Origin of the sequence: Microbacterium sp. GXS0129 (assembly GCF_044769785.1) — a bacterium.
Classification (GTDB): Bacteria; Actinomycetota; Actinomycetes; order Actinomycetales; family Microbacteriaceae; genus Microbacterium; species Microbacterium nymphoidis.
Genome location: NZ_JBIZVZ010000001.1, coordinates 305,900 through 329,963, shown reverse-complemented (window position 1 = coordinate 329,963; position 24,064 = coordinate 305,900). Strand labels below are relative to the sequence as shown.

The window sequence follows — 24,064 nt, the reverse complement described above, 5'->3', positions numbered from 1 at the left end:
AGGGTCCACCGCAGTCCACCTCACCGCGTCATTCCTCCAGCGCCTGCACCAGCGCGGACACCGACGAGATCGCGTCCCGCTCGGTGGCCGTGAAATCACGCACCGTCGCAACAAGCCCGGCGGCCATCCGCTCTCCATCCGTCACCACCGCTGTCAGCACCCGCTCCCACTCGCCCACGAAGAACGACGAAGCGCTCGACACCAGATCGCTGCCCACTCCCGTCGCATCAGGAACCGAGATCGCCGCGCAGGGCTCCAACACCTCGACGAGCTGAGCCCGCAACGATCCCAAAGCCCCGGTGTCCGCCATGATCGTACGCTGCACGAATCGCCCCCAGCCAAAGCCGCCCACGCCCCTCCCACAGAGACGCGCTCACACCGTACACACAAACCAACCGCACCGAGCGGGCTTCTCCCCAGCCCCCGCAGAACCCGATTCGTTGCGCACACATCGCGCGAGCCAGGCCCGAACAGCGACGATTCGCGCGCTATTGAGCGGGAAGACGACGCATCACTACGAGAGGCAGCGATAGTCCGCCAGGGCGATAGTCCGCCAGGATGCGAGCCACGATCTCTGCTCTCACCGTGGTGTACTCGACGACCCCACAGACGGCGCGGTTCGGGTGGCGGAGCCAGGCGTGGTCACCTCAAGGTCGTACCCCCGTCACGCAAGACCTACGCTGGAACGATGGCACGCCACGACTTCGCCGTGATCCCGGCATCGTACGTCTACCTGCGCCGGGGCGGCGAGGTCCTGCTGCAGCAGCGGCAGAACACCGGCTACATGGACGGGCACTGGGTGGCGGGCGCCGCGGGCCATGTCGAGGCGCACGAGACGGCTCGCGCGGCCGCCGTCCGCGAAGCGCGAGAGGAGCTCGGCATCGACATCGCGCCCGAGCACCTCACCCTTGTCACGGTGATGCAGCGCACCGACGGCTCCAGCGACCCCCGGGAGCAGCGGGTGGACTGGTTCTGGACCGCCACCCGGTGGGAGGGAACGCCCCATGTCGTCGAGCCGGAGAAGGCCACCCGGATCGCCTGGCACTCGCTCTCATCCCTTCCAGCACCGATCCCGGCATACGAGCGCTCGGTGCTGGTCGGACTCCGCGACGGAGACCTCGCGCTCGACACCGCCGTCGGATTCTCCGTCTGAGTGCTCGTCGCGCCAGTGCCGGAAAGCCCCGCCGCCGGGTCACGGGCCGGATCGAGCGCTGAGTCCTCGTCCGTGATCGCCGGTCACCTCCGCACATGCTCCCCTGTCACGACAGGCGACGAACTCACGTGCGCCGCGGACCCCGAGGTCCGCGGCGCACGTGAGTATCGGCTCACTCGAACAGGGCGTTCACCTGATCGTTCGCCGCGGTGAGAGACGACGCCGGGGCCTGACCGGAGAGAACCGCGTCCATCGCGGGCTTCATGATGCCGTCGATCTTGGCGGCGTTGTCGGTGATCGGGAAGAGGAACGTCGTGCCGTTGGTGACGTGCTGGAGGAAGGGCTCGACGTCCACGCCCTTCGCGGCGAACGCCTCCTTCGCCTTCTCCGCGGCGGACCCGATCGCCGGGAAGACCACGGCGTGCTCACCGACCACGTCCTGACACGCGGCGGAGCCGAGGTACTCGACCCAGGAGATCGCCGCCTCCTTGTTCTTGGTTCCTGCCCAGATCGAGTCCGCGAGGCCGTTGAACATCGACGCGTTCTTGCCGGAGGGGCCTACCGGGGTCGGTGCGATGCCCACCTCGATCCCCTCGTAGCCGGTGTACTGACCGATCATCCACGACCCGTGGGCGTTGATCGCCGACTTCCCGGCGCCGAACGTGTCGGCCATGTTCGCACCCACGGTGGTCTCGAGCTTCGGCATGTAGCCCTTCTCGATGAGCCCGGCCCACCACGCGATCGTGTCCTGGAAGCGCTCGTCGTCGTAGTTGTAGTGGGTCCCCCACGGGTTCTTGTCGGTGTGGGTCCAGCCAGTCGTGCCCGTGAGGTAGCTCCACTCCGCCTGGCCGTTTCCGCCGCCCGAGTTGGCGAGGCCGAGACCGTAGACCGCCACGTTCTTCTTGTCGAACCCGGCTTCGTCGCCCCGTTTGCCGTTCTCGTCCACGGTGAGATGCGCGATGACCTTCTCGTACGTGCCGCCGTCGTCGGGGTTCCACGTGAGATTCGCCATGTCCGCATCGGTGAGCCCCGCATCGGCAAGCATCTCCTTGTTGTAGAACAGCGCGATGGTGTCCCAGTCCTTCGGCACGCCGTACCGGGTACCGTCCTGACCCACCCACAGGTCGGCGAGACCGTCGGCATAGTCGCCCATCTTGACATCGTCGAGCGGGACGAGCTGCTTGGTCTTCAGGAAGTCCGGGTACTTGGCCAGGTGGTCCGTGAAGACATCCGGCGCATTACCGGCCGCCATCGCGTTGGTCAGCTTGCTCCAGTAGTCGTCCCAGCCGAGCTGGGTGATTTTCACCGTGAGGTCGGGGTTCGCCGTGTGGAAGTCGTCGGCGCACTGCTGATAGGCGGGGAGCTGGTTCGAATCCCACAGCCAGTAGGTGATGGTGCCGGCCGAATCTGCACCATCACCGCCACCGGAACAGCCGGCGAGCGCGAGGGAGGTGGCGGAGAGAGCAACTGCGCCCATCAGGAACTTCTTCTTCATCGAGGGGTCCTTTCGAAGGTGATGCAGGGGTGATTACTTCATGCCGGAGAAGCCGATCGAGTTGACGATCCGCTTCCCGAACGCGAGGAAGATGATGAGGACGGGCAGCGCCGAGACGAGGGTGGCGGCCATCAGACCGGACCAGTCCGGGGCGCCCTGCGGGGACTGGGACTTGAAGACACCGAGCCCCACCGTGAGCACGCGGGTGCTCTCGTCCGAGACCAGCAACGGCCAGAAGTACTCGTTCCATTGGCCGATGAAGGTCAGCAGTGCGAGCGTGGCGAGCGGAGCAGCCGCGTTGGGGAGCACGATCTGGAAGAAGATGCGCCAGTGCCGAGCGCCGTCGAGCATGGCCGCCTCCTCGACCTCCCGCGACATGTTCAGGAAGAACTGACGCATGAAGAAGATCGCGAAGGGAGTCATGAACAGGTACGGCAGCACCAGTCCGAGCATCGTGCCGAGGAGTCCGAGGTTTCGCACCAGGAGGAAGTTCGGCAGGGCAGTGAAGATCGGCGGCACGAGAACGGTGGCCAGGAACAGGCCGAACACCTTGTCTCGGTGCCGCCACTGCAGGCGGGAGAAGGCGTAGGCGGCCATGGAGCTGAAGAACACCGCGCACACCGTGGTGATACCGGCGAACAGGAACGAATTGCCCAGGTACTGCCAGAAGTTGATGGAAGCGCCCGACCCGCCCTGCGCGATCGCCTCCGCGGGACTCTGCAGCCCGAACACCCGCTCATAGGCGCCGAAGTTGAACCCCACCGGCAGCAGGTCGGCGGACCCTGCCGCCAGCTTCGAGTTCAGCGAGAGGGAGGTACGCAACACCCAATAGAACGGCAGCAGGCTGACCGCCATCGCTACGGCGATGACGATCCAGGCGATGATGGAGCGCCCATCGCGCGGGCGGCGGCGGGCACGCCCCGGAACGACGATGTTCATGGTCTCGGTCATGGTGCTCTCCACTCAGTCCAGATCCGACTCGTTGCCGCGCAGGAACTTCATCTGCAGCGCGGCCACGATGGCGAGGATGACGAACAGGATCGCGGCGAGAGCGGATCCGTAGCCGAAGTCCTGCTCGTTGAACGCGCGCTGGAAGATGTAGTACTGCAGCACGCGACTCGCATTGACGGGGCCGCCCGCGGTGGTGACGGCCACGGTGTCGAACACCTGGAACGATCCGGTCACGGTCACCACAAGGACGAGCGCGAGGACGGGACGCAGCAGCGGCAGCGTGATGCGTGAGAAGGTGCGCCAGGGCCCTGCGCCGTCGATGGCCGCGGCCTCGTAGACGGTGCTGGGGATGGCCTGCAGGCCGGCGAAGATCAGCAGCGCTGTGTAGCCGACATGACGCCAGGTGTTGATGAGCGCCTGCGTCGGAATCGCCCACTCCTGATTGCCGAAGAACGCGATCCGCGGTAGCCCGATCCAGTCGATCACCTGGTTGACGATGCCGATCTGGTAGTCGAGCATCCAGAACCACAGCAGCGCGGCGATCACGTTGGCCATGAGGTACGGCATCAGCAGCGTGCCGCGCACGAACGTGGACTTGGCCACTCGCTGCATCAGCACCGCCAGCAGCAGCGCGATCGAGGTCTGCAGGACGATGTTGATGACGACGTACTCGATGGTCACCACCAGCGCGTTCCAGAACAGCGGGTCCTGGGCGATGCGCTCGTAATTGCGGGTGCCGATCCATTCCGGCTCGCCCAGGATGCTGTACTCCGTGAAGCTCAGGTAGAGCCCGCGCGCGGTGGGGACCACGTAGAACAGCAGGAGGCCGATGAGGGCCGGTGCGATGAAGAGGAGGGCGATCCGCACATCGCTGCGCGAACGCCTTCTGCCCGATCCGCCGGCCCTGCTCCGAGCCGCCTGCTGAGCCGTGGCGGCTCGTAGCGTCTGTGTGTTCGTCATCCGTACTCCGTTGTCAGTTGAACGACCTCTCGGGCAAGCTACACGCGTAACCAGCATGAGCGCAAGGGTCAGTTTTGCCCGTAATTTCAAGCGCGTCGACTGCGTAAATTGGTTCTTGACTCGTGTAACCGACGAGTGCCAGACTCACCGCATGACCACACCCCGCCCCTTCTCGCTCGGCATCGTCGGTGCCGGGCAGTTCTCCGGCCAGTTCTCCAAGCTCTGGCACGCCCACCCCCTCGTGACGGACATCTTCGTGACGGACCTGCTCCCCGAGCGCGCCGAAGCGCTCGTGGAACGACAGAGCCTCGCCGGCACGTTCGCAACGTTCGACGAGATGCTCGCCAGCGATGTCGATGCCGTCGCGATCTTCACCCAGCGCTGGACCCACGGCCCGCTCGTGGTGCAGGCGCTGCGTGCCGGCAAGCACGTGTACTCGGCCGTGCCGATGGCGTTCACCGTCGAGGAGGTCTCTGACATCATCGACGCCGTTCGCGAGACCGGCCTGACGTACATGATGGGCGAGACCAGCTACTACAACCCGGCCACGGTGTACGGCCGCAAGCAGCGCGAATCCGGCGCCTTCGGACGCATCTTCTACGCCGAGGGCGACTACGTCCACGACATGGACCTCGGCTTCTACGCCGCTTACGAGTACAGCGGCGGCGAGGCGTGGAAGAGCACGGCCAGCTATCCGCCCATGCACTACCCGACGCACGCGATCGGCGGCGTCCTCGGCGCCACCGGCGGTCATGCCGTCAGCGTGAGCTGCATCGGCGTGCGCGATGACCGCGGCGACGGCGTCTTCGACAAGGACATCAGCATGTTCGACAACGACTTCTCCAACGCCACCGCGCTCTTCGAGATGGCCGATGGCGGATCGATGCGCATCAACGAGTTCCGTCGCGTCGGGTACCCGTCGCACCTTCGCGAGAGCCGCTTCCGCATCTTCGGCACCGAGGGCAGCTTCGAGCAGCTCGTGGCGACCTCGGTCTGGCAGAACAAGGAGGGGTGGACCGACATCACCGCCGACCTGGAGTCACGCCCGAGCATGAGCCTCGACGACCCGTCGCTGGCGGATGTCGACCCGGCGCTGCGGGACGCGTTCGTCTCGGGACTCGCCCCGGTGCACGACGCCGGCCGCCTTCCCGCCGAACTGCAGGGGCTGCCCAACGGCCACGAGGGCAGCCACCACTTCCTCGTCGACGACTTCGCCCGCGCCGTGGCCTACGGGACGATCCCGACCGTCAATGCGTGGGAAGCCGCCCGCTACACGGTGCCGGGCATCATCGCTCACCAGTCCGCGCTGCGCGGCGGCGAGCGACTGCCGGTTCCGGACTTCGGCGACGCTCCGGAGTCACTGTCCTGATGCTCGCCCGGCGGCGCGGTGCCCACGCGTCGCGCCGCCGGGCAGCGGACCTAGACTGATCGACGTGTCGCCCCGAGACCAGCAGAACGCGCGTGCGCGAGCCACGCGAGACGACGTCGCGCGGCTGGCCGGGGTCAGCAGCGCCGTCGTCAGCTACGTGGTGAACGAGACCAAGCACGTCTCCCCTGCCACGGCGGCGCGTGTGCGCGATGCGATCGAGATGCTCGGCTACCAGCCGAATCCCGCCGCGCGAGCTTTGCGCCTCGGCTCGACCGAGGCCATCGGCCTGGTGCTGCCGAGTCTCGCCAACCCCCTGTTCGCGGGATTGGCCGAGGAGGTGGAGCGGGAGGCCACACGGCATGGCCTGGACGTGCTCATCGCCACGACCGACATCACCGGCGACGACGGCATGAGCCACATCCGCCACTTCGCCCGGCGACGCGTCGACGGCGTGCTCCTCTGCACCCCCATGTCCGATGCCGCGCTGGCGCCCCTGCGTCAGGCGGGCGTGCCGATCGTCTTCCTCAATGCGTCGATGGTTCACGGGATCGACGCGATCGGCGTCGACCTGGAGGCCGGCGCCCGGCTGGCCGTGGACCACCTCGCCGATCACGGACACCGCCGCATCGGACTGGTGATCGGCACCTACCGTGACGGCACCCGGGATGCCCGCGAGGACGGCTGGCGCGCGGCGCTGGACGAACGCGGGCTCGAAGCCGGCCCCGTGCTCCGTGTGGAGTTCGGCATGGCCGACGGGTACCGCGCCGGGCACGAGTTCGCCGACATGTCCGACCGGCCGCCTGCGGTCTTCCTCAGCGCGGACCAGCAGGCCATCGGCTTCCTGCGCGCACTGGCGGAGCGCGGCGTTCGCGTTCCCCAGGACATCGCCGTCGCCTCGTTCGACGGCAGCCCGCTCGGACGGTACACGTGGCCGTCGCTCACCTCGGTGAGCCAGCCGATCCAGGAGATGGCGCGCGCCGCCGTGAACGCCATCGTCCATCACGACGAGCACACCGCATACACCGGCTTCACCCCCACGCTCGTCACGCGCGAGTCGTGCGGCTGCGAACCCTCCGCTTCATAGCGCGCGAATGGACGCTATTGGGCGGGAATTCGGTCACATTGCGCGCAATGAAAGCAATCAGTGGACCGAGAACCCGCCATCCACCGCGATCGCCTGGCCGGTGACATAGGCCGAGCCCGCACCGGCGAGGAAGACCGCAGCGGCGGCGAAGTCCTCCGGCCGTCCATTGCGACCCACCGTGGTGCGGGCCGCGAGCGCGGCGACGGTCGCCGGGTTCGACGACAACCGGGTGTTAAGCGGGGTGGGAACGAAGCCCGGGATCAGTGCGTTCGAGGTGACGCCGTGCGACGACCACGCCTCGGACTGCACCCGCGCCAGTCCCTCGACCGCAGCCTTCGATACCCCGTACGCGCCGCTGTTGGCGAAGGGTCGCTGCGCCTGCTGTGAGCTGACGTGGATGAGTCGCCCGTAACCCCGCTCGATCATCGCGGGCGCGAAGCGCTGACCCAGGAGGAAGGGCGCATCGAGGTTGACCGCCATCGTGGCGTCCCACACAGCCTCGTCGATCTCGCTCATCGGTGGCCGGAGATTGATGCCCGCCGCCGTCACAAGGATGTCGGGCCCGCCGAACCGCTCGGTCACCTCGTCGGCGATCGCCGTCACGCCATCACGCGTCGCGACGTCGCCGACGACTGTGGCCGCATCGAATCCCGCCGCACGAATGCGCTCGGCGGCCTCCGCCAGCACGTCGGCGCGCCGGGCGACGAGGATCGTCCGTGCGCCGGCCCCGGCCAGGGCGTGTGCGATCCCCTCGCCGATTCCGGAGCTTCCGCCCGTGACCACGGCGGTGCGCCCGGCAAGGGAGAACAGACCGGCGAGGTACGCATCACTCATACGTCGAGGCTATGCCACCGTCGGAGCCGCCTCGTCCCGTGATTCTGTTCGAATTGATTTTGATAATCATTATCAATACGCTCAACGGGTGCCCCTCACCGTCCTCCGCAGCCGACGCTCTCCTTCCCGCCCCGCCGCGAAAGAGAGCGCACGACGGCGAGCACAGCGGCGGACCACGGTCATCTGCACACTGCTCGTGGCGGCGATCTGCGCGCTCGTCGTGGTCTCGGGCGCCGTCGGCTCGGTCCACGTCGATCCGGGGCAGGCCGCCCGTATCGTGATCGGTCACCTGGCCCCGGGCATGCCCTGGATGTCCGACGGATCGCTGACCGCCCTGCAGGACCAGGCGGTGTGGCAGTTCCGGCTTCCCCGTGCGCTTCTGGCGGGCCTGTCCGGCGCGGGGCTCGCCCTCGCCGGCGCCCTCATGCAGGTGACGGTGCGAAACCCGCTGGCGGAGCCCTACATCCTCGGCGTCTCCTCGGGAGCCAGCGTCGGTGCCGTCGGCGTGATCGTCTTCGGATCCGCCGCCCTCGGCGGTGTGTCGGTGAACGTCGCGGCGTTCGCGGGCGCTCTGGCGGCGTGCGCGTGCGTGGCCACGCTGGCGCGCAGAGACGGCACGCTCTCCCCCACCCGCATGATCCTCGCCGGGGTGGCGCTGGGCACCCTGCTCAGCGCCGTGACCAGCTACCTGACGATCTCCACCAATGCCCAGAATGTCGTGAGCGTGCTGTTCTTCCTTCTCGGAAGCGTGTCGGCGGCCACGATGAGCAGCCTCGTCGGGCCGGCCATCGCCCTCGCGGTCGCCTGCGTCTTCGCGGCGGTGCTGTCGCGGTCCCTGAACGCCCTGATGACCGGTGACGAGTCGGCCGTCTCGCTCGGGGTGAACGCAACGCGCCTGCGCGGCCTCCTGCTGGTCGTCGCGTCGCTGCTGACGGGAACGGTGGTCTCGGTCGCCGGAGGAATCGGCTTCGTCGGCCTGGTCGTCCCCCACATCGCCCGCATCCTCGTGGGCGCCGATCATCGGCGGACGATCCCGGTCACCGTGCTTGCGGGGGCGGTGTTCCTCATGATCACCGACCTGCTCGCTCGCACCGTCGCGCAGCCGACGGAGATTCCGCTCGGAATCCTCACCGCCTTCGTCGGAGCGCCGTTCTTCCTCTGGCTGATGCGGCGCGGTGGCGCCGAGAAGGCGGGGTTCGGGCGATGAGAGTCGACATCGACGCCGTGGCGGTCCGCCTGGGCGGACGCGACGTGGTGCGTGACGTGAGCGCATCGATCCCTTCGGGCCATGTCGTCGGCGTCGTCGGCGCCAACGGGTCAGGAAAGTCCACGCTGCTTCGCACGATCTACCGCGCGATCACCCCCGCCGCGGGGCGCGTGCTGGTGGACGGCACCGACGTGCGCTCGCTGAGCAGCCGCCGCGCCGCCTGCACGGTCTCGGTCATGCTGCAGGATGCGCCCACGGATTTCGACCTCTCGGTCGAGGAGACGGTCATGCTCGGGCGGGGTCCGCACCACGCGAGCTTCGGGCGCGACAGTCCCGAGGACCTCCGCATCGTGGCGGAGGCCATGATCCGCACCGACGTGGCCGGACTGGCGGACCGGATGGTCGCCACCCTCTCGGGCGGGCAGCGCCAGCGCGTCATGCTGGCGCGTGCGCTGGCCCAGCAGACGCCCGTGATGGTGCTCGACGAACCCAGCAACCATCTCGACATCAGTCACCAGCACGAGCTCATGAGCACGGTGCGCAATCTCGGCTGCACCGTGATTGCGGCGCTGCACGACCTCAACCTCGCCGCCCAATACTGCGACGCGGTGCTCGTGCTCTCCGGCGGTGAGCTCATCGTCAGCGGCCCGCCCGCCGAGGTCCTCACGCCTGCCCTGATCCGCCGGGTGTTCGGTGTGGACGCGCGCCTTCTCGGCGATGATGCCGGGCCCGTGTTCGCCTTCCGGCGACTGACCCCCGACGCCACTCGCCCCGATGCCCCGAAAGAAAGCTGAGACCATGCCTCACTCCGCCCGACCGCTCGCCCGCCGGCGCCGAATCGCAGCCGCCGCGCTCCTCGCCGGCGCCCTCGCCCTCACCGCTTGCGGCACCGCGGTCACTCCTGCTGCGTCCGGTGCCACTGCCTCGCACGCGGTCTCTCTCACGAACTGTGCACGCGAGATCACGATCGGGGAGGTCCCCGATCACGTCGTCGGCATGCACCCGGCGCAAACGGAGCTGCTGCTCCGGCTCGGCCTCGCCGATCGCCTCGCCGGTCAGGCGCAGGCGACCGCCCAGCAGTTGCCGGAGGACGTGGCGGCGCTGGCAGCCGACGTCCCCGTGATCGGAGGGATGATGCCCCCGAGCCGTGAGGATCTCCTGGCGACGGCACCCGACTTCGTCTACTCACCCACCACATACGAGTTCTCCGCGGAGAAGGGCTTCGCGAGCATCGAGCAGCTGAACGCCGCGGGAGCTGCCGTGTACGTCGCCACCGGCGGCTGCCAGGACCGCCGCATGACCGGTGAAGTCGTCGACCTGTTCACCGACCTCGGCAACCTCGGCCAGATCTTCGGGCAGCAGGAGCGCGCACAGGATCTCATCGCCGAGAACCAGGCCGTCCTGGATCGCGTCGCCACCGCAACGGCCGGCGTCACGCCGCTGCGGGTGGCCGAGGTGTACGTCGAGGGATCGGCCCTGCAGGTGATCGGAGCGGGAGTCGAGCACGACATCCTGGTCCGCGCCGGTGCCGAGCCGATCTACACACCGGATCAGGCGCTGTTCTCCGACTTCTTCGCCGCCACGGTCACCGCCGAGTCACTGGCGGCAGAGGCTCCCGATGCGCTGGTGATCGCCCCCTACGATGCCGAGAACGAAGCGATGATGCGTGACTACCTCGCCCGCACCTTCCCCGACATGCCGGCGGTCCGCGATAGGAGGATCATCGCCGTCCCCTCCTCGGACATGTTCCCGGGCACCCTCGGCAACATCACGGCCGTGCAGACCATCGCCGAAGCGCTCTACCCGGACGCCTTCTGAGCGATGATCCACCGTCGACTGCTCGAACTGGCGGGCGCGGTCCCCGCTGCCGTGCTCGGGCTCGCCGCGTTCGGGCTGTTCGTCAGCGCGCTGCACATCGCCTTCGCGTTCGTGCTCGCGGTCGCCGTCGCCGCTCTGATCCGCGACGACGGTGAGCCGTGGCCACCGCTCGCAGCGCTGGCTGCCATCACCGCCATCCGTGCCGTGGCGGTCTGGGGACGTGAGGTGCTGGCGGCCCGAGTCGGCGCCTCGGTTCGCGTACGCCTTCGTCGCCGCCTCCTGCGCCGGCTGGCGGACGTGCCGGCGGCCGAGCGAGACTCCGCAGTGCTGGCGACCACGGTGCTCGACGGCGTGGAGGGGCTGGACCCCTACTACACGCGCTACCTGCCTCAGCTCATCGTGGTCATGATCGTGCCGGCGGGCGTGGTCGCCGTCGTGTGGGCGCAGTCGCCCCCGGCCGGGGCGGTCCTCGCCCTGGCGGCAGCGGTGTCAGTGCTGGCGCCCCGGGTGTGGGACGCCCGGCTGCTGCGAGTCGGCCGGACCCGGTGGGATCGGCTGGCGCGGTTGTCATCGGGGTACGTCGAAGCGCTGCAGAACATCCCCCTGCTGCGTACCTTCGGGGCCACCGACCGGTTCGCCCGGGAGTTCGCTCGCGACGCGGAGGACCTGCGGGATGCGACCATGCGCCAGCTGAGGGTGTCGCTGGTGGAGAGCGCGCTCAGCGCACTGTCCATGCAGTTGGGCACGGTGCTCGCCATCGCCGCAGTGCTCGCCGGCATCATCACCGGTGACGCAGCCCCGGCATCCGCCGTCGCCGTTCTGCTCCTGGCCCGCGAGTGCTTCCGCCCGGTACAGGAGCTCGGCGCGGCCTGGCACGCCGGTTATCTCGGCTTGAGCGCGGTTGACGGCCTCGATCGCCTCCTCACCCTCCGCCCGGCCCCCGCAGGAGGTCATGACAGCCCCGCGCAAGCAGGGTGGATCGAGTTCCGCACCGTGTCCTTCTCCCATCCCGGCACGGGCGCCGGCGTATCCGACGTCACGCTGCGGGTGTCGCCCGGCGAGACCGTCGCCATCGTCGGTGCCTCGGGCTCAGGCAAGAGCACGCTCGCCCGGCTCGTGGAGGGCGACGTGGTGCCCCAGCACGGCCGCGTGCTCATCGATGGTGTGGACGTGGCGGACTACACGCGAGCGGCGCGGAGCCGCAGCGTCGTGGTGGTCCCGCAGGATCCCGTCCTGTTCGCCTGGACGGTGCGGGAGAACCTGCGTCTGTACCGTCCCGGCGCCAGCGACGCGGACGTGGAGCACGCCGCGCGGACAGCGCAGATCCACGACGTGGTCCGTGCCCTTCCGCACGGCTACGACACCGTGCTCTCGGAGAACGGCGACCAGCTCTCCGGCGGCCAGCGCCAGCGACTGGCCATCGCGCGCGCCCTGGTCGCCGCGGCGCCGATCCTGGTGCTCGACGAGGTGACATCCGCGCTCGATGCGGACACCGAACGTGCCGTGGTCGACGCGGTCGCGGCGGACACCACGGGACGCACGCTGATCCTCATCGCTCATCGCGAATCCGCCTGTACGCACGCGACCCGGTGGGTCTCACTCGCCGCGGGCCGTGTCATCGCGGAGGGAACCGGGGCCCCGGCGGCCGACGCGTTCGCCGGCGGGAGCAGCAGATGAGGACGATTCTGACCCTGCTGCCACTGATCGCCACCCGGCGCCGCCTGTTCGCCGAAACCGTCCTGCTGAGCGTCGTCAACCATGCGGCGCTGCTCGGGATCTCCCTCGGCCTGGCCGGTGTGGTCGGGCGGGCCATGACCGGTGGGGAGCTCGCGCTCGCCGCTGCCACCGCCGTGCTCAGCCTCGCGGCACTCATCGTGGCGCTCGCCACCTGGCGGGAGTCGTGGGTATCCCACGATCTCGCCTACCGGTTGCTCGCCACCCTCCGAGGACGCGTGTTCGACGCGCTGCGCACGTCTCTCCCGTCACGCACCGGCGCACGACGAAGCGGAGACCTCGCCACCGCGGTCGTGGCGGACATCGAGACCCTGGAGTGGCTCTACGCCCACACGGCGGCGCAGACGCTGAGCGCGGCGCTCGTGCTCCTCATCAGCGGGGCGGTGTCGGTCTCCATCACCCCCGTGCTCCTGGCGGTGTGGGTCCCGCTGCTGGTCGCTCTGGTCATCGTGCACGCGGCGACAGCGGCGCGGGCTCGACGCGACGGCGAGAGCCTCGCCCGCGGAGCCGCTGATCTGCGCTCCGAGACTCTCGACACGGTACGAGGAATGCGTGAGCTGGTCGGTTCCGCGGCTCTGGATCGACAGCTGGACCGCCTCGCCCGCGACACACACTGCCTCGCTCGGCTGCAGTCCCGCGAGGCGTCCCGGCTCGGCGGCGAACGGGCGATCACGGATGCGCTGATGGCGCTCGCCGCACTCGGCACCATGCTGGTTGTCGCGCTGGATCGTTCGCGAATCACCCCCGAGAACATCCCCCTCGCGCTCGCCGTCGCTGTCGCCGGTCTCGGTCCCGCTGTCCAGATCGCCGATCTGCTGCGAAGTGCGGGCACCCTGCGGGCGTCCGCCGAGCGCATCGCTGATGTCCTGGAGCAGCCGCCCGCGGTGCGCGTGACGGCGGATCCCGCACCGCGAACACTCACCGACGAGAGAGGGCTCGTCTTCGACGACGTGGACTTCGGCTACGGGGACCAGTCCCCGACTCTGCGCGGCTTCCGGGCGCACGTCCGCCCGGGGGAGATCGTCGCTCTGGTCGGGCCGTCGGGTGCCGGAAAGACCACCGCGGCCCGGCTCGCGCTGCGGCTGTGGGACCCCGACTCCGGCAGCATTCGCGTGGACGGCATCGACCTGCGCGCGCTGCCGGATCCGCAGTTGCGTCGTCTCGTGGCGGCAGTGCCGCAGTCCTCACCGCTGCTGCGCGGGACGATCCGTTCCAATCTGACGCTGGGTTCTCCCGGCGCACCGGAGAGCGCCATACGCGCGGCGGCCGCGGGGGCAGGTCTGCTGGATCCCGGTGTGGGTCTGCCGCACGGCATCGACACCGTCGTCGGTGAGCACGGTGCCGGGCTCTCGGGAGGTCAGCGGGCACGCGTCGCCATCGCCCGCGCGCTGCTCCGCGATCCTCGCGTGCTGATCCTCGACGAGCCCACCGCGTCCCTCGATGCGGGCGCCGACGCCGCCATCATGGACTTCCTCGGGCGGGCGGGCCATCGAGCGATCCTGCTGATCGCCCATCGCCCCGCCACCATCGCGTGCGCCCACCGGACGATCACCCTCGGATCCGGGAACGGGTGAGGCGCTGATCCCCGCCGCGGGGATCAGCGCCTCACCGACACTCAGCCGAGGAAGATGTCGGGGAAGAGCCGGTCGTCAGGGGTGCCGGGAACGGCGGCGTAGCCGGAGAAGTCCGTAACGCCCTCCTCCTCCAGCACGTCCTCCACGATGTACGTGTTGCCCGTGTTCTCCCGGGCATCGCGGGTGAGCACGGCGTACGCGGCGTCGGCGTAGATGGCGGGAGTACGCGATGCTGCCATCACCTGGTCCCCACCCAGCAGGTTCTGCACCGCGGCGGTAGCGATGGTCGTGCGCGGCCACAGCGTGTTGGCGGCGATGCCGTCGGCCGCGAACTCGGCGGCGATGCCGAGCGTCGCCATCGTCATGCCGAACTTCGCCAGCGTGTAGCCGGTGTGGGCGCCCAGCCATCGGGGCGTGATGTTCAGCGGCGGCGACAGCGACAGGATGTGCGGGTTGCCGGCTTCGCGGAGGATCGGCACGGCGGCGCGGCTGAGCATGAAGGTTCCGCGCACGTTGACGTCCTGCATCAGGTCGTACTTCTTCGCAGCCAGATCCAGCGAGCGGGACAGGTCGATGACGCTGGCGTTGTTGACCACGATGTCGATGCCACCGAACTCGCCCTGCGCCTTGAGCACGGCTTCCGTCACGTCATCGTCGTTGCGCACGTCACCGACGATGGGGAGCACCCGCCCGCCGGCGGCGCGGATCTGCTCGGCTGCGGTGTGGATCGTGCCCTCGAGCTTGGGGTGCGGGGTGTCGGTCTTCGCCAGCAGCGCCACGTTGGCGCCGTCGGCCGCGGCCTTCAGCGCGATCGCGAGGCCGATGCCGCGGCTGCCGCCGGACATCAGAATGGTCTTTCCCGCGAGATTGCGTTCGGTCATGAGGTTCCCTTCGATACGGCATCGGCGCCGCGACCGGCTGCCCGCCGGGCCCGGCGGGCAGCGTGCTTACTTCGTCTTGGCGGCGGACTTGGCCGCGAACGCCTGAATGCGCGCCTGCGCCTCGTCGGTGCCGTAGGCCTCCCCGATGGTGCGCGCCTCTTCGGCGAGCTGCTCGACGGCGGTGCGCGTGGGGCGGGAGCGGATGAGCCGCTTCGCCTGTCCGTACGCCCGCGCCGCGCCGGAGATCCAGCCGCGCGCGATCTCCTCGGCGCGCGCCTTCACCTCGGCGTCCGCGACGACCTCGGCGACGAGACCCCAGTCGAGGGCGTGCGCCGATGTAAGGAGGCGATCGGTGAGCACCAGCTGCAGCGCGCGGCGCTCTCCGATGGCACGTGACAGCGCCTCGGTCACCGACAGGTCAGGGGTGAGACCCATGTTCGCGTAGATGCTGCCGATCCTGGATCCCTCGCCCGCGACCACGTAGTCGCCCGTGAGCAGGATGCCGAGCCCGCCGCCAGCCGTGGTGCCGTGTGCCGCCACCACCACGGGGATCGACGACTCGGTGAGGCTGCGGATCCCCGCGTTGATCACGTGTGCGAGGGCCTCGATCCCGCCGGCACCGAACCCGCTGCCGGTGGCCATCGCCGCGACGTCGCCACCCGCGCAGAAGGCGGGCCCGTTGGCGTCGAGCAGGATCGCGAGCACGTCGTCACGCGCCACGACCTCCGCCGTCACCGCCTCCCAGCGGCGGGCCAGCGCCTCATCGAACGCGTTGAGGCGCGTGGGCCGGTTGAGGGTGATCCGCGCGAGGCCGTCCTCGACACTGACCAGGAGCACGTCGTCTGTCATGTTGTCGCTCATCTCTGTTCGCCGATCACTTCGGTGCCATGCGGATCGCGCCGTCCAGGCGGATCGTCTCGCCGTTGAGGTACCCGTTGTCCACGATCGACATGACCAGTCGCGCATACTCGTCGGGCCGGCCGAGGCGCTGCGGGTAGGGGACCTGCTCACCCAGTGAGGCCTGCGCCGCCTCCGGCAGACCGGCCAGCATCGGGGTCTCCATGATGCCGGGCGCGATGGTGCACACGCGGATGCCGTAGCGGGCGAGCTCGCGTGCGATCGGCAGCGTCATGGCGTGCACGCCGCCCTTCGATGCGGAGTAGGCCGGCTGACCGATCTGGCCGTCGAAAGCGGCCACGGAGGCGGTGTTCACGATGACGCCGCGATCGCCGCCCTCGGTGGGCTCGGTCTTCGCGATGACGGCCGAGGCCTGCGCGATCACGTTGTACGTGCCGATCAGGTTGATCTGGATGATCTTCGCGAAGGCGTCGAGCGGCGAGGGGTTGCCCTCCCGGTCCAGAACCTTGGCGGGCGGCGCGATCCCCGCGCAGTTGACGACCACGCGCAACGGTGCCGCCGCATTCGCCTCGGCCACCGCATCCGCGACCTGCGCCGCGTCGGTCACATCCGCTGCGACGAACGTCCCGCCGATCTCAGCTGCGGCCTCCGCGCCGCGCGAAGACGGCAGGTCGATGATCGTGACGTGTGCGCCCGCCGCCGCGAGTCGCTTCGCGGTGGCATTGCCCAGCCCGCTCGCCCCACCGGTGACCAGAGCTCCGGCCCCACTGATATCCATGTGTTCTCCTTCGAACCGAGGTCCTCAGCACCCCGCCGCTCACGCGGTCCGCAACCGGCCCGCTTGACATCGTGTGTCAGCCTACGCGGGACTGAGTGCCACGTCACCCCCGTGTGCCGCTCTCATTCTCCTGATGCCCGTCGGCTGCCGTCCAGGGGTAGCGTGAGGATCATGGAGATCCGGCTCAAGCGGGTGTACGACAGGCCGAGCGCCGACGACGGCTATCGCGTGCTCGTCGATCGGCTCTGGCCGCGCGGGCTCACGAAGGAGCGCGCCGCCGTCGATCTGTGGGCGAAGGACGTCGCCCCCTCGCCGGAGCTGCGCAAGGCCTGGCACGCCGCCGACGACGAGCACTGGGGCGATTTCGTCGACCCGTACCGGGCGGAGCTGGCGGGTCCGACGGCGGCGAGCCTCACCGCGCTCGTCCAGGAGCTGCGGCCGCACCCGACGGTGACCATCGTGTACGGCGCGCGCGACTCCATGCACAATCACGCGGGTGTGCTCGCGATGGAGCTCGGGGAGCGCCTCGGAGTGCCGGTGGAGAACACGGACGCCTGACCCGAAGGCACCGGCCCGTGCCCGGGGCCGACGCGAAGCGCCATCTCAGACGCCGGGTGCCCATCGCTGGGCACCGGGCTCCAGGCAGGCTTCGCTCGCGGCGGTGACGGCTGCACTCAGCGCGGCTGCGCGATCGAGCCCCTGCGCCAGGGAGGCGGCGAGGGTTCCGGTGAACGCGTCACCAGCTCCCGTGGTGTCGACGGCCTCGATCTTCGGAGCGGAGACCCGCACGTCTCCCCAGCGGGCGCCGTCGGCGCCGAGGGTGCGGACCACGCGGTCGTCGTCGAGGCCGAGCTGCGCGGCCTCCGCCTCGTTCACGACCACGATGTCGGCGAGATCGATCAGGTCGGCGATGTCCTCGCGCCACGGCGACGGGTTCAGCATGCCGACGGCCCCGCGACGGCGCGCGAGCTCGAGGGCGGCGCGCACGACGTCGACGGGCACCTCCAGCTGCAGCGAGACGATGTCCCCGGCCTGCACCACGTCCTCGAGGGCCGTCACCGCAGACACATCCAGCGCCGCGTTCGCTCCGGGGACCACGATGATCGTGTTCTCGCCCCGGTCGTCCACCACGATGCTCGCCTGCCCGGTGGGACCGGGGACGACGCCGAGCTGCGAGTCGTCGACGCCACGGGCCACCAGGTGACGGCGGTAGCGGTCCGCCAGCGGGTCATCGCCCACGCGCGTGACGAACACGGTGCTGCCCCCGGCCAGAGCACACGCGGCCGCCTGATTGGCCCCCTTGCCGCCCGGGCGCACCGAGACGCCGGTGGCGGTCAGGGTCTCCCCCACCTCCGGGTGGCGGTGGACGGTCAGCACGGTGTCGACGTTGGTCGAGCCGATGACGAAAACGCTGCTCACGGGTGCTCCCTCATCTCTGCGGCCCACGATGGCCGCATTCGACGCTACCGGAATCCGATCGGTGAGGATGGACGCATGAGCATTCCCGCCGCCGATCTTCCGGTTCCCGAGAAGGTGCTTCGTCTGGCTGCGGGAGCCACGCTGACTCCCGTGTGGCTGAACAGCCTGGACACGGCCACGTTCGCGACCGATGACGGACGATACATCAAGTACGGTCCGATCGATCCCGAGTCCTCCCGTGCCGAGGAAGCGGAGCGGCTGGTGTGGGCCGGTCGCTACACACGCGTCCCCGAGGTCATCGAGCACGGTGAGGAAGACGGCAGCGAGTGGCTGGTGACCCGCGCGATCCCGGGTCGCAGCGCCGTCGATCCGCACTGGATCGCGCGACCCGACACCGCGGTACGGGCCGTGGGCCGGGGGCTCCGGCTCCTGCACGATGCGCTGCCGGTAGCCGGCTGCCCGTTCGACTGGTCGGTGCCGTCGCGCATCGCCGGCGCCGCGGATCGCGGGATCGCGGTCCCCGAGCGGCTGCATTCCGCGCCAGCCGTGGACTTCCTCGTCGTCTGCCACGGCGACGCGTGCGTCCCCAACACGCTGCTCGACGAGAACGGATCACCCCTGGCCCACGTCGACCTCGGCGCGCTCGGCACGGCGGATCGCTGGGCCGATATCGCGGTCGCGTCGATGTCCACGGAGTGGAACTACGGCCCCGGATTCGAAGATATTCTCATCGAGGCATATCGCGTCGCGCCCGACCGCGAACGCCTCGCCTACTACCGCGATCTCTGGAACGCCACGTAGCCGCAGGGGACCCCGTCGCCGCGGATCAGGGAACCCGGCAGAGGATCTCACCGTGCAGGATCGAGAACCAGCCGTCGGGATGCGCGGCCCAGCGCAGCCAGGCCTCGCGGATCTCGCGCAGATCGCCGGGCGTCGCCGCGCCGGAGTCGACGAGCTGACGTGCAATTCCGGAATCGACGATGCGGTCCGCCCACATCCCACCCCACCACGACCGATCCGCTTCATCGGCGAAGCACCAGGTGCTGGAGCCAGCCGCGACCTGGTCGAGACCAGCCGCGTGGGCCCAGCCGAGCAGCCGACGCCCGGCATCGGGTTCGCCACCGTTGGCCCTCGCCGCATCCAGGTAGAGCCGCAACCACTCCTCGAGCTGGGGAGACGCCGGCCACCAGGTGAACGCGCTGTAGTCGCTGTCACGGACGGCGATGATCCCTCCCGGGCGCGTCACCCGCGCCATCTCGCGCAGCGCCTGCACCGGATCGGCCACGTGCTGCAGGACCTGGTGCGCATGCGTCACGTCGAAGGTGTCGTCGTCGAAGGGAAGGCGGTGCACATCGGCGACGCGGAAGTCGACGTTGCCGATGCCGCGATCGGTGATGGTGGCGCGCGTGAGGTCGAGCTCCGCCTCACCGATCTCGGTGGCCGTCACGTGGGCGACGCGCTGCGCGAGATCGGCGGTGATGGTGCCGGGCCCCGCGCCCACGTCCAGCAGATGCGCCCCGGCATCGAGATGGGGCATGAGGTAGGCCGCGGAGTTCTCCGCCGTGCGCCAGCGATGCGAGCGCAGCACCGATTCGGCGTGTCCGTGCGTGTAGGCGGCCATGATGATCCTTCCCTCGTGCGTTGCTCCCAGCCTGCCCGCGCAGCCGGGCGCCAGGAAGACCGTATTCTTCCTAGGAGTACCGCACCCCCGTGGCGGGAAAGGAGGAGGCGCTGTGTCCCGTGAGCTGGGCGACTTCCTTCGTGCGCGGCGAACCGACCCCGCTCTCAGCCCGGTGACGACGGACGCCCGCCGGCGGATCACCGGGCTCCGGCGCGAAGAGGTGGCCAGCGCCGCCGGAATCAGCGCTGACTATTACACGCGGCTGGAGCAAGGTCGCGAACACCACCCCAGCGACGCGGTGCTGGATGCTCTCGCCCGCGTACTGAGCCTCACGCCCGATGCACGCTCGCACGTCGCACGCCTGCGGGAACCCCGGCCCACGATCGAGGCCGAACCCGCCGCCACCGACGCACTCGGGCCGCGTCTGGCGGCTCTCGTCGCCGCCGTGCGCCCCAACCCCGCATACGTACTGGACCGGCTGAGCACCATGGTGGCGGCGAACCCGGAAGGGCTGCAGCTCTTCGACGGCTTCGCCGATGCCGCCCCCACAGAGCGCAACACGTGCCGGTATCTGCTGCTCGATCCGCGCGCACGTCTGGTGTTCGCCGAGTGGGAGGACCTCGCTCGCGGTGCCGTCGCGCAACTCCGCGCCGCCAACGCCGATGACCTGCGTTCACCCGCGCTGGCGGACTTCGTCGCGGAACTCAGCGAGGCCAGCGATCAGTTCGCGCTGTGGTGGGGCGAGCACCTCGTCGAGCGGCGGCGGGCATCCACCACGCACGTGCGCAGCGACGGCAAGCTGCAGGCCCGCCGGTACGAGGTGCTTCACCTGCCGGAGGACGGCCTGCGGATGACTCTCTGGCTCCCGGCGGCCTGACACGACGCGATCTCCGCCCCACCGACGTCACTTCGTGGCCACCGGCGTCGTGGACGGCACCTCGCCGAATGCCTGGGTCTCGCCCAGGGTGCGCCAGTCACGGATCGGCCAGGTGACGGCGATGGCGGTGCCGACCACGTCGGAGATCGGCACGAACCCCCGTCCCGGCTGGCCCTGATGGCGGCGTGAATCCGACGAGTTCTGCCGGTTGTCGCCCATCACCCACACCGCCCCCTCCGGGACCACCACGTCGAACGGCAGCCCGAAGGACGAGCCCAGCTGCGGATCTCGGAGGTAGGGCTCGGTGATCGGCACCCCGTTCACCGACACCCGCAACTGCGCGTCGCAGCACACGACGTGGTCCCCGGGGAGCCCGACCACCCGCTTGATCACGTACTGCTCTTCCGGTGCATCGACGATCCTGAGCGTCTCAAGCACAGATTCAACCGGATTCTTCGGCGCCGCGGGGACGTCGGGGACCCAGTCCTGGCTATCGCGGAAGACCACCACATCGCCGCGGGAGAAGCTCCCCTCCCCGGCTTGCAGCTGGTTGACCATCACCCGGTCACCGATCTGGAGCGTGGCCGACATGGAGGCGGACGGGATCGAGAACACCCGGATGAAGAAGACCTTCGACACCCATGCCAGCAGCAACAGCACCAGGGTGATGACCATGACGTCGCGCACGAAACGCCAGAACCGGCGTGACCTCGACGCCGCCGGCAGGTCCTCATCGACCGCACTCACGCGCATTCCCTTCGCCCGAACGCGCCCTTCAGCACGGATCGGGTAGATGCATCATGCACCTTCCGAGAAGGTTATGCGAGGGGCACGCCGTGGAGGCGCTGCCAGCTCAGAGCACGCGGGAGAGGAACTCCGCCGTCTCGGGACGCTCGGGAGCGTCGAAGATCTGCTCGGGCGGGCCCTGCTCGATGAGGACACCGTCCTTGAGGAAGACGACCTGATCCGCCGCACTGCGGGCGAAAGCCATCTCATGAGTGGCCATCAGAATGGTGGCCCCCGCGTCCTTGAGTTCGCGCACCACATCCAGCACCTCGCCCACCAGCTGCGGGTCGAGAGCGCTCGTGATCTCATCGAGCAGCAGAACCTGCGGATCCGTCATCACGGCCCGGGCGATGGCGACGCGCTGCTGCTGTCCGCCGGAGAGACGGTCGGGGTAGGAGCCGGCCTTGTCGCCGAGGCCCATGCGCTGCAGCAGTTCACGGCCCCGCGCCTCGGCCTGCGCCCGTGGCATCTTGAACACCTTGCGCGCGGCGAGGGTGACATTGTCGAGCACGCTCATATGCGGGAAGAGGTTGAAGTGCTGGAACACCACCCCGATCCGGGCGCGCACGAGGTCCGCGTTGACCCGCGGATCGGTGATGTCGTGCCCCTCCAGGAAGATCTGACCGTCATCGATCTGCTCGATGAGGTTGATGGTCTTCAGCAGCGTCGATTTCCCGGAGCCGGACGCACCGATCAGCACGATGACCTCGTGCCGGTGCACGGCGAGGTCGATGCCGCGCAGCACCGGATTGTCGCCGAAGTTCTTCCTCACACCACGGATGTCGAGAACCAGCTCGGTCACACCAGACCCCCCTGCTGTTCGCGCTTCTGAGCCCGCGCCGAGTACCAGTCGGTGAGACGGATCATGGGGAAGCTGATGAGGACGAAGAGGAGCCCCGCCACCACGTAGGGCGTGTAGTTGTAGGTGAGGGCGTTCTGGATCTGCGCCGCGCGCACCGCATCCACGGCGCCCAGCACGGAGATGAGGCCGACGTCCTTCTGCAGCGAGATGAAGTCGTTCATCAGTGCGGGCGTGACCTTGCGCACGCCCTGCGGCATGACCACCATCCGGAGGGTCTGCGCATGGGTGAGGCCGAGGGATCGCGCGGCCGTGCGCTGCGAGGGGTGTACGGCCTCCATCCCCGCACGCAGCACCTCGGACACGTAGGCCGAGTAGGTGATGATGAGCGCGATCGTGCCCCATACGGCCATGTCGACCTTCGGGAAGATCTTCAGCGTCGGGATGCCGAAGCCCACGAGATACAGCACGATGAGCACGGGGATCCCGCGGAACAGGTCCACGTAGATCGTGGCGGCGGCGCGCAGCGGGAAGAACACCGGGCCGCGGAGGCTGCGCACCACGGCCAGCAGGGTGGCGAAGATCGCGACGCCGATGGTGGCGAAGAACAGCACGCGGATGTTCAGCCAGAGGCCCTGCAGGATCTTCGGGAACACCTCGATGCCGTAGCCGACATCGAAGAATGTCTGCTGCACGCTGGACCAGCCGGGCGTGTTCACGAGGATCAGCCAGATCACGATCGCGAAGATCAGCGTGGAGGCGAGGCTCAGCAGAACGGAACGGCGGGAACGCCGCGCCCGGAAGGCACGGCGTTCCCGTTCGATCTCGCTGATCTCGGTGGGCGGGCCACCAGCTGTCATGGGAGGACTCCTGTCCGCATGGTCTCAGCGCAGCGTACGCGGTGAGACACGCGTCCTTACTTGAGGACCGGAACCGCGGCCTCGGTGGAGAGCCACTTGGTGGTGATCTCCTCGAGCTTGCCGGAGTCGCGCAGAGCGTCGACCGCGGCCGTCACGTCGGCGGTGAGCTTGGAGTCCTTGGGCAGCACGAAGGCGAGCTCGTCGCCACCGGTGGTGTCGGCGAACTGACCCACGATGGCCGAGCCCTCCACCTGTGCACCCGTGACGTAGAACGCGGTGGGCAGGTCGGTGACAATGGCATCGATCTGGCCGGACTGCAGGGCCGCGACGAGGTCTGCGTTGGTGTTGAACACCTGCGGCTCCACCCCGGTCGCGTCCACGAGCGTGGTGTAGCTGGTGGTGCCGACCATCACGCCGACCGAGGCCTTCTTCAGGGCGTCGATCGAGCCGAGGGTCTTCGCGGTGGCGTCGTCCTTCGCCACGACCACCTGGGAGGTGGTGTAGTACGGCGACGAGAAGTCGACGGCCTTCGCACGGTCCTCGCTGATGGAGTACTGCTGGATGTTGAGGTCCCAGTCCTTCTCGCCGGGCGTGATCGCCGCATCGAAGGTGGTGCGCACCCAGGTGATGTCGTCGGCGGTGAAGCCGAGCTGCTCGGCGACGGCGCACGCGACGGCGGCCTCGAAGCCCTCGCACGATGCGGGGTCGTCGTTCTTCACCCACGGCTCGTATGCGGGCTCACCGGTGGCGATCGTGAGCGTGCCCTCGGCAACCGTGGGCAGCGACGACTCGGCACCCGCGATCGGGGTGCCCTCGGCGGTGGGCTCTGCGTCGGCCGTGGATCCGGCGGAGCAGGCGGAGAGGGCGAGCAGGCCGGCAGCGACACCGGCGACGACCAGCCCGTGACGGACGGAGCGGAGGATGGAAGGCATGGCGGACCTCAGGATTCGGGAGTGCGCTCGGGAGCGGACTCGTTTTCGCGGCGGCGCATGAGCACGATCACGGA

25 protein-coding genes are annotated in these 24,064 nt (G+C 69.2%); 11 read left to right on the top strand and 14 right to left on the bottom strand.

The window, feature by feature from the left end; translation table 11 throughout:
• Positions 1-28 precede the first annotated feature (28 nt).
• Positions 29-325: a hypothetical protein gene (locus ACIQJ5_RS01475; protein ID WP_402840143.1), complete on the bottom strand. Its 297-nt coding sequence runs from the start codon at positions 323-325 to the stop codon at positions 29-31.
• A gap of 363 nt (positions 326-688) precedes the next feature.
• Between ACIQJ5_RS01475 and ACIQJ5_RS01470 the strand changes: the two genes are divergently transcribed.
• A complete protein-coding gene (locus tag ACIQJ5_RS01470; RefSeq protein ID WP_402840140.1) occupies positions 689-1,153 on the top strand; it encodes an NUDIX domain-containing protein in 465 nt (154 codons plus the stop codon).
• A 172-nt stretch (positions 1,154-1,325) separates the two neighbouring features.
• Here the strand turns inward: ACIQJ5_RS01470 and ACIQJ5_RS01465 are convergent, their stop codons facing one another.
• Genes ACIQJ5_RS01465 through ACIQJ5_RS01455 form a run of 3 tightly spaced genes read right to left on the bottom strand, consistent with a single transcriptional unit; the run spans position 1,326 to position 4,559 of the window.
• Positions 1,326-2,648, bottom strand: coding sequence for a sugar ABC transporter substrate-binding protein (locus ACIQJ5_RS01465; protein WP_231090800.1), 1,323 nt, complete (start codon positions 2,646-2,648; stop codon positions 1,326-1,328).
• 33 nt (positions 2,649-2,681) lie between these two features.
• A complete protein-coding gene (locus ACIQJ5_RS01460; RefSeq protein ID WP_231090801.1) occupies positions 2,682-3,599 on the bottom strand; it encodes a carbohydrate ABC transporter permease in 918 nt (305 codons plus the stop codon).
• A gap of 12 nt (positions 3,600-3,611) precedes the next feature.
• Complete coding sequence (locus ACIQJ5_RS01455) at positions 3,612-4,559, bottom strand: carbohydrate ABC transporter permease (RefSeq protein ID WP_231090802.1); 948 nt, start codon at positions 4,557-4,559, stop codon at positions 3,612-3,614.
• A gap of 151 nt (positions 4,560-4,710) precedes the next feature.
• On the opposite strand from ACIQJ5_RS01455, the gene ACIQJ5_RS01450 reads away from it, so the two are divergent.
• Together ACIQJ5_RS01450 and ACIQJ5_RS01445 are read left to right on the top strand one after the other, a co-directional pair.
• Positions 4,711-5,928 (top strand): Gfo/Idh/MocA family protein, encoded by a 1,218-nt coding sequence (locus ACIQJ5_RS01450; RefSeq protein ID WP_402840133.1) that lies wholly within the window; start codon positions 4,711-4,713, stop codon positions 5,926-5,928.
• A gap of 64 nt (positions 5,929-5,992) precedes the next feature.
• Positions 5,993-7,012, top strand: coding sequence for a LacI family DNA-binding transcriptional regulator (locus ACIQJ5_RS01445; RefSeq protein ID WP_231090804.1), 1,020 nt, complete (start codon positions 5,993-5,995; stop codon positions 7,010-7,012).
• Positions 7,013-7,069: 57 nt separating this feature from the next.
• On the opposite strand, the gene ACIQJ5_RS01440 is transcribed toward ACIQJ5_RS01445, so the two are convergent.
• The gene (locus ACIQJ5_RS01440) at positions 7,070-7,846 is read right to left on the bottom strand and encodes an SDR family NAD(P)-dependent oxidoreductase (protein ID WP_231090805.1); all 777 of its coding nucleotides are present in this window, start codon (positions 7,844-7,846) and stop codon (positions 7,070-7,072) included.
• Positions 7,847-7,934: 88 nt separating this feature from the next.
• On the opposite strand from ACIQJ5_RS01440, the gene ACIQJ5_RS01435 reads away from it, so the two are divergent.
• Genes ACIQJ5_RS01435 through ACIQJ5_RS01415 form a run of 5 tightly spaced genes read left to right on the top strand, consistent with a single transcriptional unit; the run spans position 7,935 to position 14,179 of the window.
• Positions 7,935-9,053: a FecCD family ABC transporter permease gene (locus ACIQJ5_RS01435; protein WP_402840130.1), complete on the top strand. Its 1,119-nt coding sequence runs from the start codon at positions 7,935-7,937 to the stop codon at positions 9,051-9,053.
• The gene (locus tag ACIQJ5_RS01430) at positions 9,050-9,847 is read left to right on the top strand and encodes an ABC transporter ATP-binding protein (RefSeq protein ID WP_402840128.1); all 798 of its coding nucleotides are present in this window, start codon (positions 9,050-9,052) and stop codon (positions 9,845-9,847) included. Before ACIQJ5_RS01435 ends, ACIQJ5_RS01430 begins: the two co-directional genes overlap by 4 nt.
• 4 nt (positions 9,848-9,851) lie before the next feature.
• Positions 9,852-10,871 carry an ABC transporter substrate-binding protein gene (locus ACIQJ5_RS01425; RefSeq protein WP_402840125.1) on the top strand — a complete coding sequence of 340 codons (1,020 nt, stop codon included), beginning with the start codon at positions 9,852-9,854 and terminating at the stop codon, positions 10,869-10,871.
• Between the two features lie 3 nt (positions 10,872-10,874).
• The gene (locus tag ACIQJ5_RS01420) at positions 10,875-12,548 is read left to right on the top strand and encodes an ABC transporter ATP-binding protein/permease (RefSeq protein WP_402840123.1); all 1,674 of its coding nucleotides are present in this window, start codon (positions 10,875-10,877) and stop codon (positions 12,546-12,548) included.
• The gene (locus tag ACIQJ5_RS01415; RefSeq protein ID WP_402840120.1) at positions 12,545-14,179 is read left to right on the top strand and encodes an ABC transporter ATP-binding protein; all 1,635 of its coding nucleotides are present in this window, start codon (positions 12,545-12,547) and stop codon (positions 14,177-14,179) included. Before ACIQJ5_RS01420 ends, ACIQJ5_RS01415 begins: the two co-directional genes overlap by 4 nt.
• Before the next feature lie 41 nt (positions 14,180-14,220).
• Here ACIQJ5_RS01415 and ACIQJ5_RS01410 read toward each other — a convergent pair whose 3' ends face one another.
• The 3 genes from ACIQJ5_RS01410 to ACIQJ5_RS01400 form a co-directional block, all read right to left on the bottom strand.
• Positions 14,221-15,060, bottom strand: coding sequence for an NAD(P)-dependent oxidoreductase (locus ACIQJ5_RS01410; RefSeq protein ID WP_231090811.1), 840 nt, complete (start codon positions 15,058-15,060; stop codon positions 14,221-14,223).
• 66 nt (positions 15,061-15,126) lie between these two features.
• A complete protein-coding gene (locus ACIQJ5_RS01405; RefSeq protein WP_402840116.1) occupies positions 15,127-15,921 on the bottom strand; it encodes an enoyl-CoA hydratase/isomerase family protein in 795 nt (264 codons plus the stop codon).
• Between the two features lie 13 nt (positions 15,922-15,934).
• Entirely contained in the window at positions 15,935-16,696 is a 762-nt protein-coding gene (locus ACIQJ5_RS01400; protein ID WP_402840114.1) for an SDR family NAD(P)-dependent oxidoreductase, read from the bottom strand.
• Between the two features lie 171 nt (positions 16,697-16,867).
• On the opposite strand from ACIQJ5_RS01400, the gene ACIQJ5_RS01395 reads away from it, so the two are divergent.
• Entirely contained in the window at positions 16,868-17,254 is a 387-nt protein-coding gene (locus ACIQJ5_RS01395) for a DUF488 domain-containing protein (RefSeq protein WP_231090814.1), read from the top strand.
• A 45-nt stretch (positions 17,255-17,299) separates the two neighbouring features.
• Here ACIQJ5_RS01395 and ACIQJ5_RS01390 read toward each other — a convergent pair whose 3' ends face one another.
• A complete protein-coding gene (locus ACIQJ5_RS01390) occupies positions 17,300-18,115 on the bottom strand; it encodes a ribokinase (protein WP_231090815.1) in 816 nt (271 codons plus the stop codon).
• 75 nt (positions 18,116-18,190) lie between these two features.
• Between ACIQJ5_RS01390 and ACIQJ5_RS01385 the strand changes: the two genes are divergently transcribed.
• Positions 18,191-18,916, top strand: a complete 726-nt coding sequence (locus ACIQJ5_RS01385; RefSeq protein ID WP_402840110.1) for a phosphotransferase — start codon at positions 18,191-18,193, stop codon at positions 18,914-18,916.
• Positions 18,917-18,941: 25 nt separating this feature from the next.
• Here the strand turns inward: ACIQJ5_RS01385 and ACIQJ5_RS01380 are convergent, their stop codons facing one another.
• Positions 18,942-19,736, bottom strand: a complete 795-nt coding sequence (locus tag ACIQJ5_RS01380; RefSeq protein WP_231090817.1) for a class I SAM-dependent methyltransferase — start codon at positions 19,734-19,736, stop codon at positions 18,942-18,944.
• 112 nt (positions 19,737-19,848) lie between these two features.
• On the opposite strand from ACIQJ5_RS01380, the gene ACIQJ5_RS01375 reads away from it, so the two are divergent.
• Positions 19,849-20,613, top strand: coding sequence for a helix-turn-helix domain-containing protein (locus tag ACIQJ5_RS01375; protein WP_402840105.1), 765 nt, complete (start codon positions 19,849-19,851; stop codon positions 20,611-20,613).
• Positions 20,614-20,640: 27 nt separating this feature from the next.
• Here ACIQJ5_RS01375 and lepB read toward each other — a convergent pair whose 3' ends face one another.
• The 4 genes from lepB to ACIQJ5_RS01355 form a co-directional block, all read right to left on the bottom strand.
• Positions 20,641-21,360: a signal peptidase I gene (gene lepB / locus ACIQJ5_RS01370; protein ID WP_231090819.1), complete on the bottom strand. Its 720-nt coding sequence runs from the start codon at positions 21,358-21,360 to the stop codon at positions 20,641-20,643.
• A gap of 106 nt (positions 21,361-21,466) precedes the next feature.
• The gene (locus tag ACIQJ5_RS01365; protein ID WP_231090820.1) at positions 21,467-22,201 is read right to left on the bottom strand and encodes an amino acid ABC transporter ATP-binding protein; all 735 of its coding nucleotides are present in this window, start codon (positions 22,199-22,201) and stop codon (positions 21,467-21,469) included.
• Positions 22,198-23,058 carry an amino acid ABC transporter permease gene (locus tag ACIQJ5_RS01360; RefSeq protein WP_231090821.1) on the bottom strand — a complete coding sequence of 287 codons (861 nt, stop codon included), beginning with the start codon at positions 23,056-23,058 and terminating at the stop codon, positions 22,198-22,200. Before ACIQJ5_RS01360 ends, ACIQJ5_RS01365 begins: the two co-directional genes overlap by 4 nt.
• A gap of 56 nt (positions 23,059-23,114) precedes the next feature.
• Complete coding sequence (locus tag ACIQJ5_RS01355) at positions 23,115-23,990, bottom strand: transporter substrate-binding domain-containing protein (RefSeq protein WP_231090822.1); 876 nt, start codon at positions 23,988-23,990, stop codon at positions 23,115-23,117.
• Between the last annotated feature and the right edge of the window lie 74 nt (positions 23,991-24,064).

Bases quoted from the DNA above. Each gene is read 5' to 3' on its own strand.
- ACIQJ5_RS01420 (WP_402840123.1), top strand. From the start codon at position 10,875: ATGATCCACCGTCGACTGCTCGAACTGGCGGGCGCGGTCCCCGCTGCC.
- ACIQJ5_RS01430 (WP_402840128.1), top strand. From the start codon at position 9,050: ATGAGAGTCGACATCGACGCCGTGGCGGTCCGCCTGGGCGGACGCGAC.
- ACIQJ5_RS01400 (WP_402840114.1), bottom strand. From the start codon at position 16,696: ATGGATATCAGTGGGGCCGGAGCTCTGGTCACCGGTGGGGCGAGCGGG.
- ACIQJ5_RS01450 (WP_402840133.1), top strand. From the start codon at position 4,711: ATGACCACACCCCGCCCCTTCTCGCTCGGCATCGTCGGTGCCGGGCAG.
- ACIQJ5_RS01465 (WP_231090800.1), bottom strand. From the start codon at position 2,648: ATGAAGAAGAAGTTCCTGATGGGCGCAGTTGCTCTCTCCGCCACCTCC.
- ACIQJ5_RS01425 (WP_402840125.1), top strand. From the start codon at position 9,852: ATGCCTCACTCCGCCCGACCGCTCGCCCGCCGGCGCCGAATCGCAGCC.
- ACIQJ5_RS01355 (WP_231090822.1), bottom strand. From the start codon at position 23,990: ATGCCTTCCATCCTCCGCTCCGTCCGTCACGGGCTGGTCGTCGCCGGT.
- ACIQJ5_RS01385 (WP_402840110.1), top strand. From the start codon at position 18,191: ATGAGCATTCCCGCCGCCGATCTTCCGGTTCCCGAGAAGGTGCTTCGT.
- ACIQJ5_RS01405 (WP_402840116.1), bottom strand. From the start codon at position 15,921: ATGAGCGACAACATGACAGACGACGTGCTCCTGGTCAGTGTCGAGGAC.
- ACIQJ5_RS01410 (WP_231090811.1), bottom strand. From the start codon at position 15,060: ATGACCGAACGCAATCTCGCGGGAAAGACCATTCTGATGTCCGGCGGC.
- ACIQJ5_RS01455 (WP_231090802.1), bottom strand. From the start codon at position 4,559: ATGACGAACACACAGACGCTACGAGCCGCCACGGCTCAGCAGGCGGCT.
- ACIQJ5_RS01460 (WP_231090801.1), bottom strand. From the start codon at position 3,599: ATGACCGAGACCATGAACATCGTCGTTCCGGGGCGTGCCCGCCGCCGC.
- ACIQJ5_RS01415 (WP_402840120.1), top strand. From the start codon at position 12,545: ATGAGGACGATTCTGACCCTGCTGCCACTGATCGCCACCCGGCGCCGC.
- ACIQJ5_RS01395 (WP_231090814.1), top strand. From the start codon at position 16,868: ATGGAGATCCGGCTCAAGCGGGTGTACGACAGGCCGAGCGCCGACGAC.
- ACIQJ5_RS01360 (WP_231090821.1), bottom strand. From the start codon at position 23,058: ATGACAGCTGGTGGCCCGCCCACCGAGATCAGCGAGATCGAACGGGAA.
- ACIQJ5_RS01470 (WP_402840140.1), top strand. From the start codon at position 689: ATGGCACGCCACGACTTCGCCGTGATCCCGGCATCGTACGTCTACCTG.
- ACIQJ5_RS01380 (WP_231090817.1), bottom strand. From the start codon at position 19,736: ATGGCCGCCTACACGCACGGACACGCCGAATCGGTGCTGCGCTCGCAT.
- ACIQJ5_RS01440 (WP_231090805.1), bottom strand. From the start codon at position 7,846: ATGAGTGATGCGTACCTCGCCGGTCTGTTCTCCCTTGCCGGGCGCACC.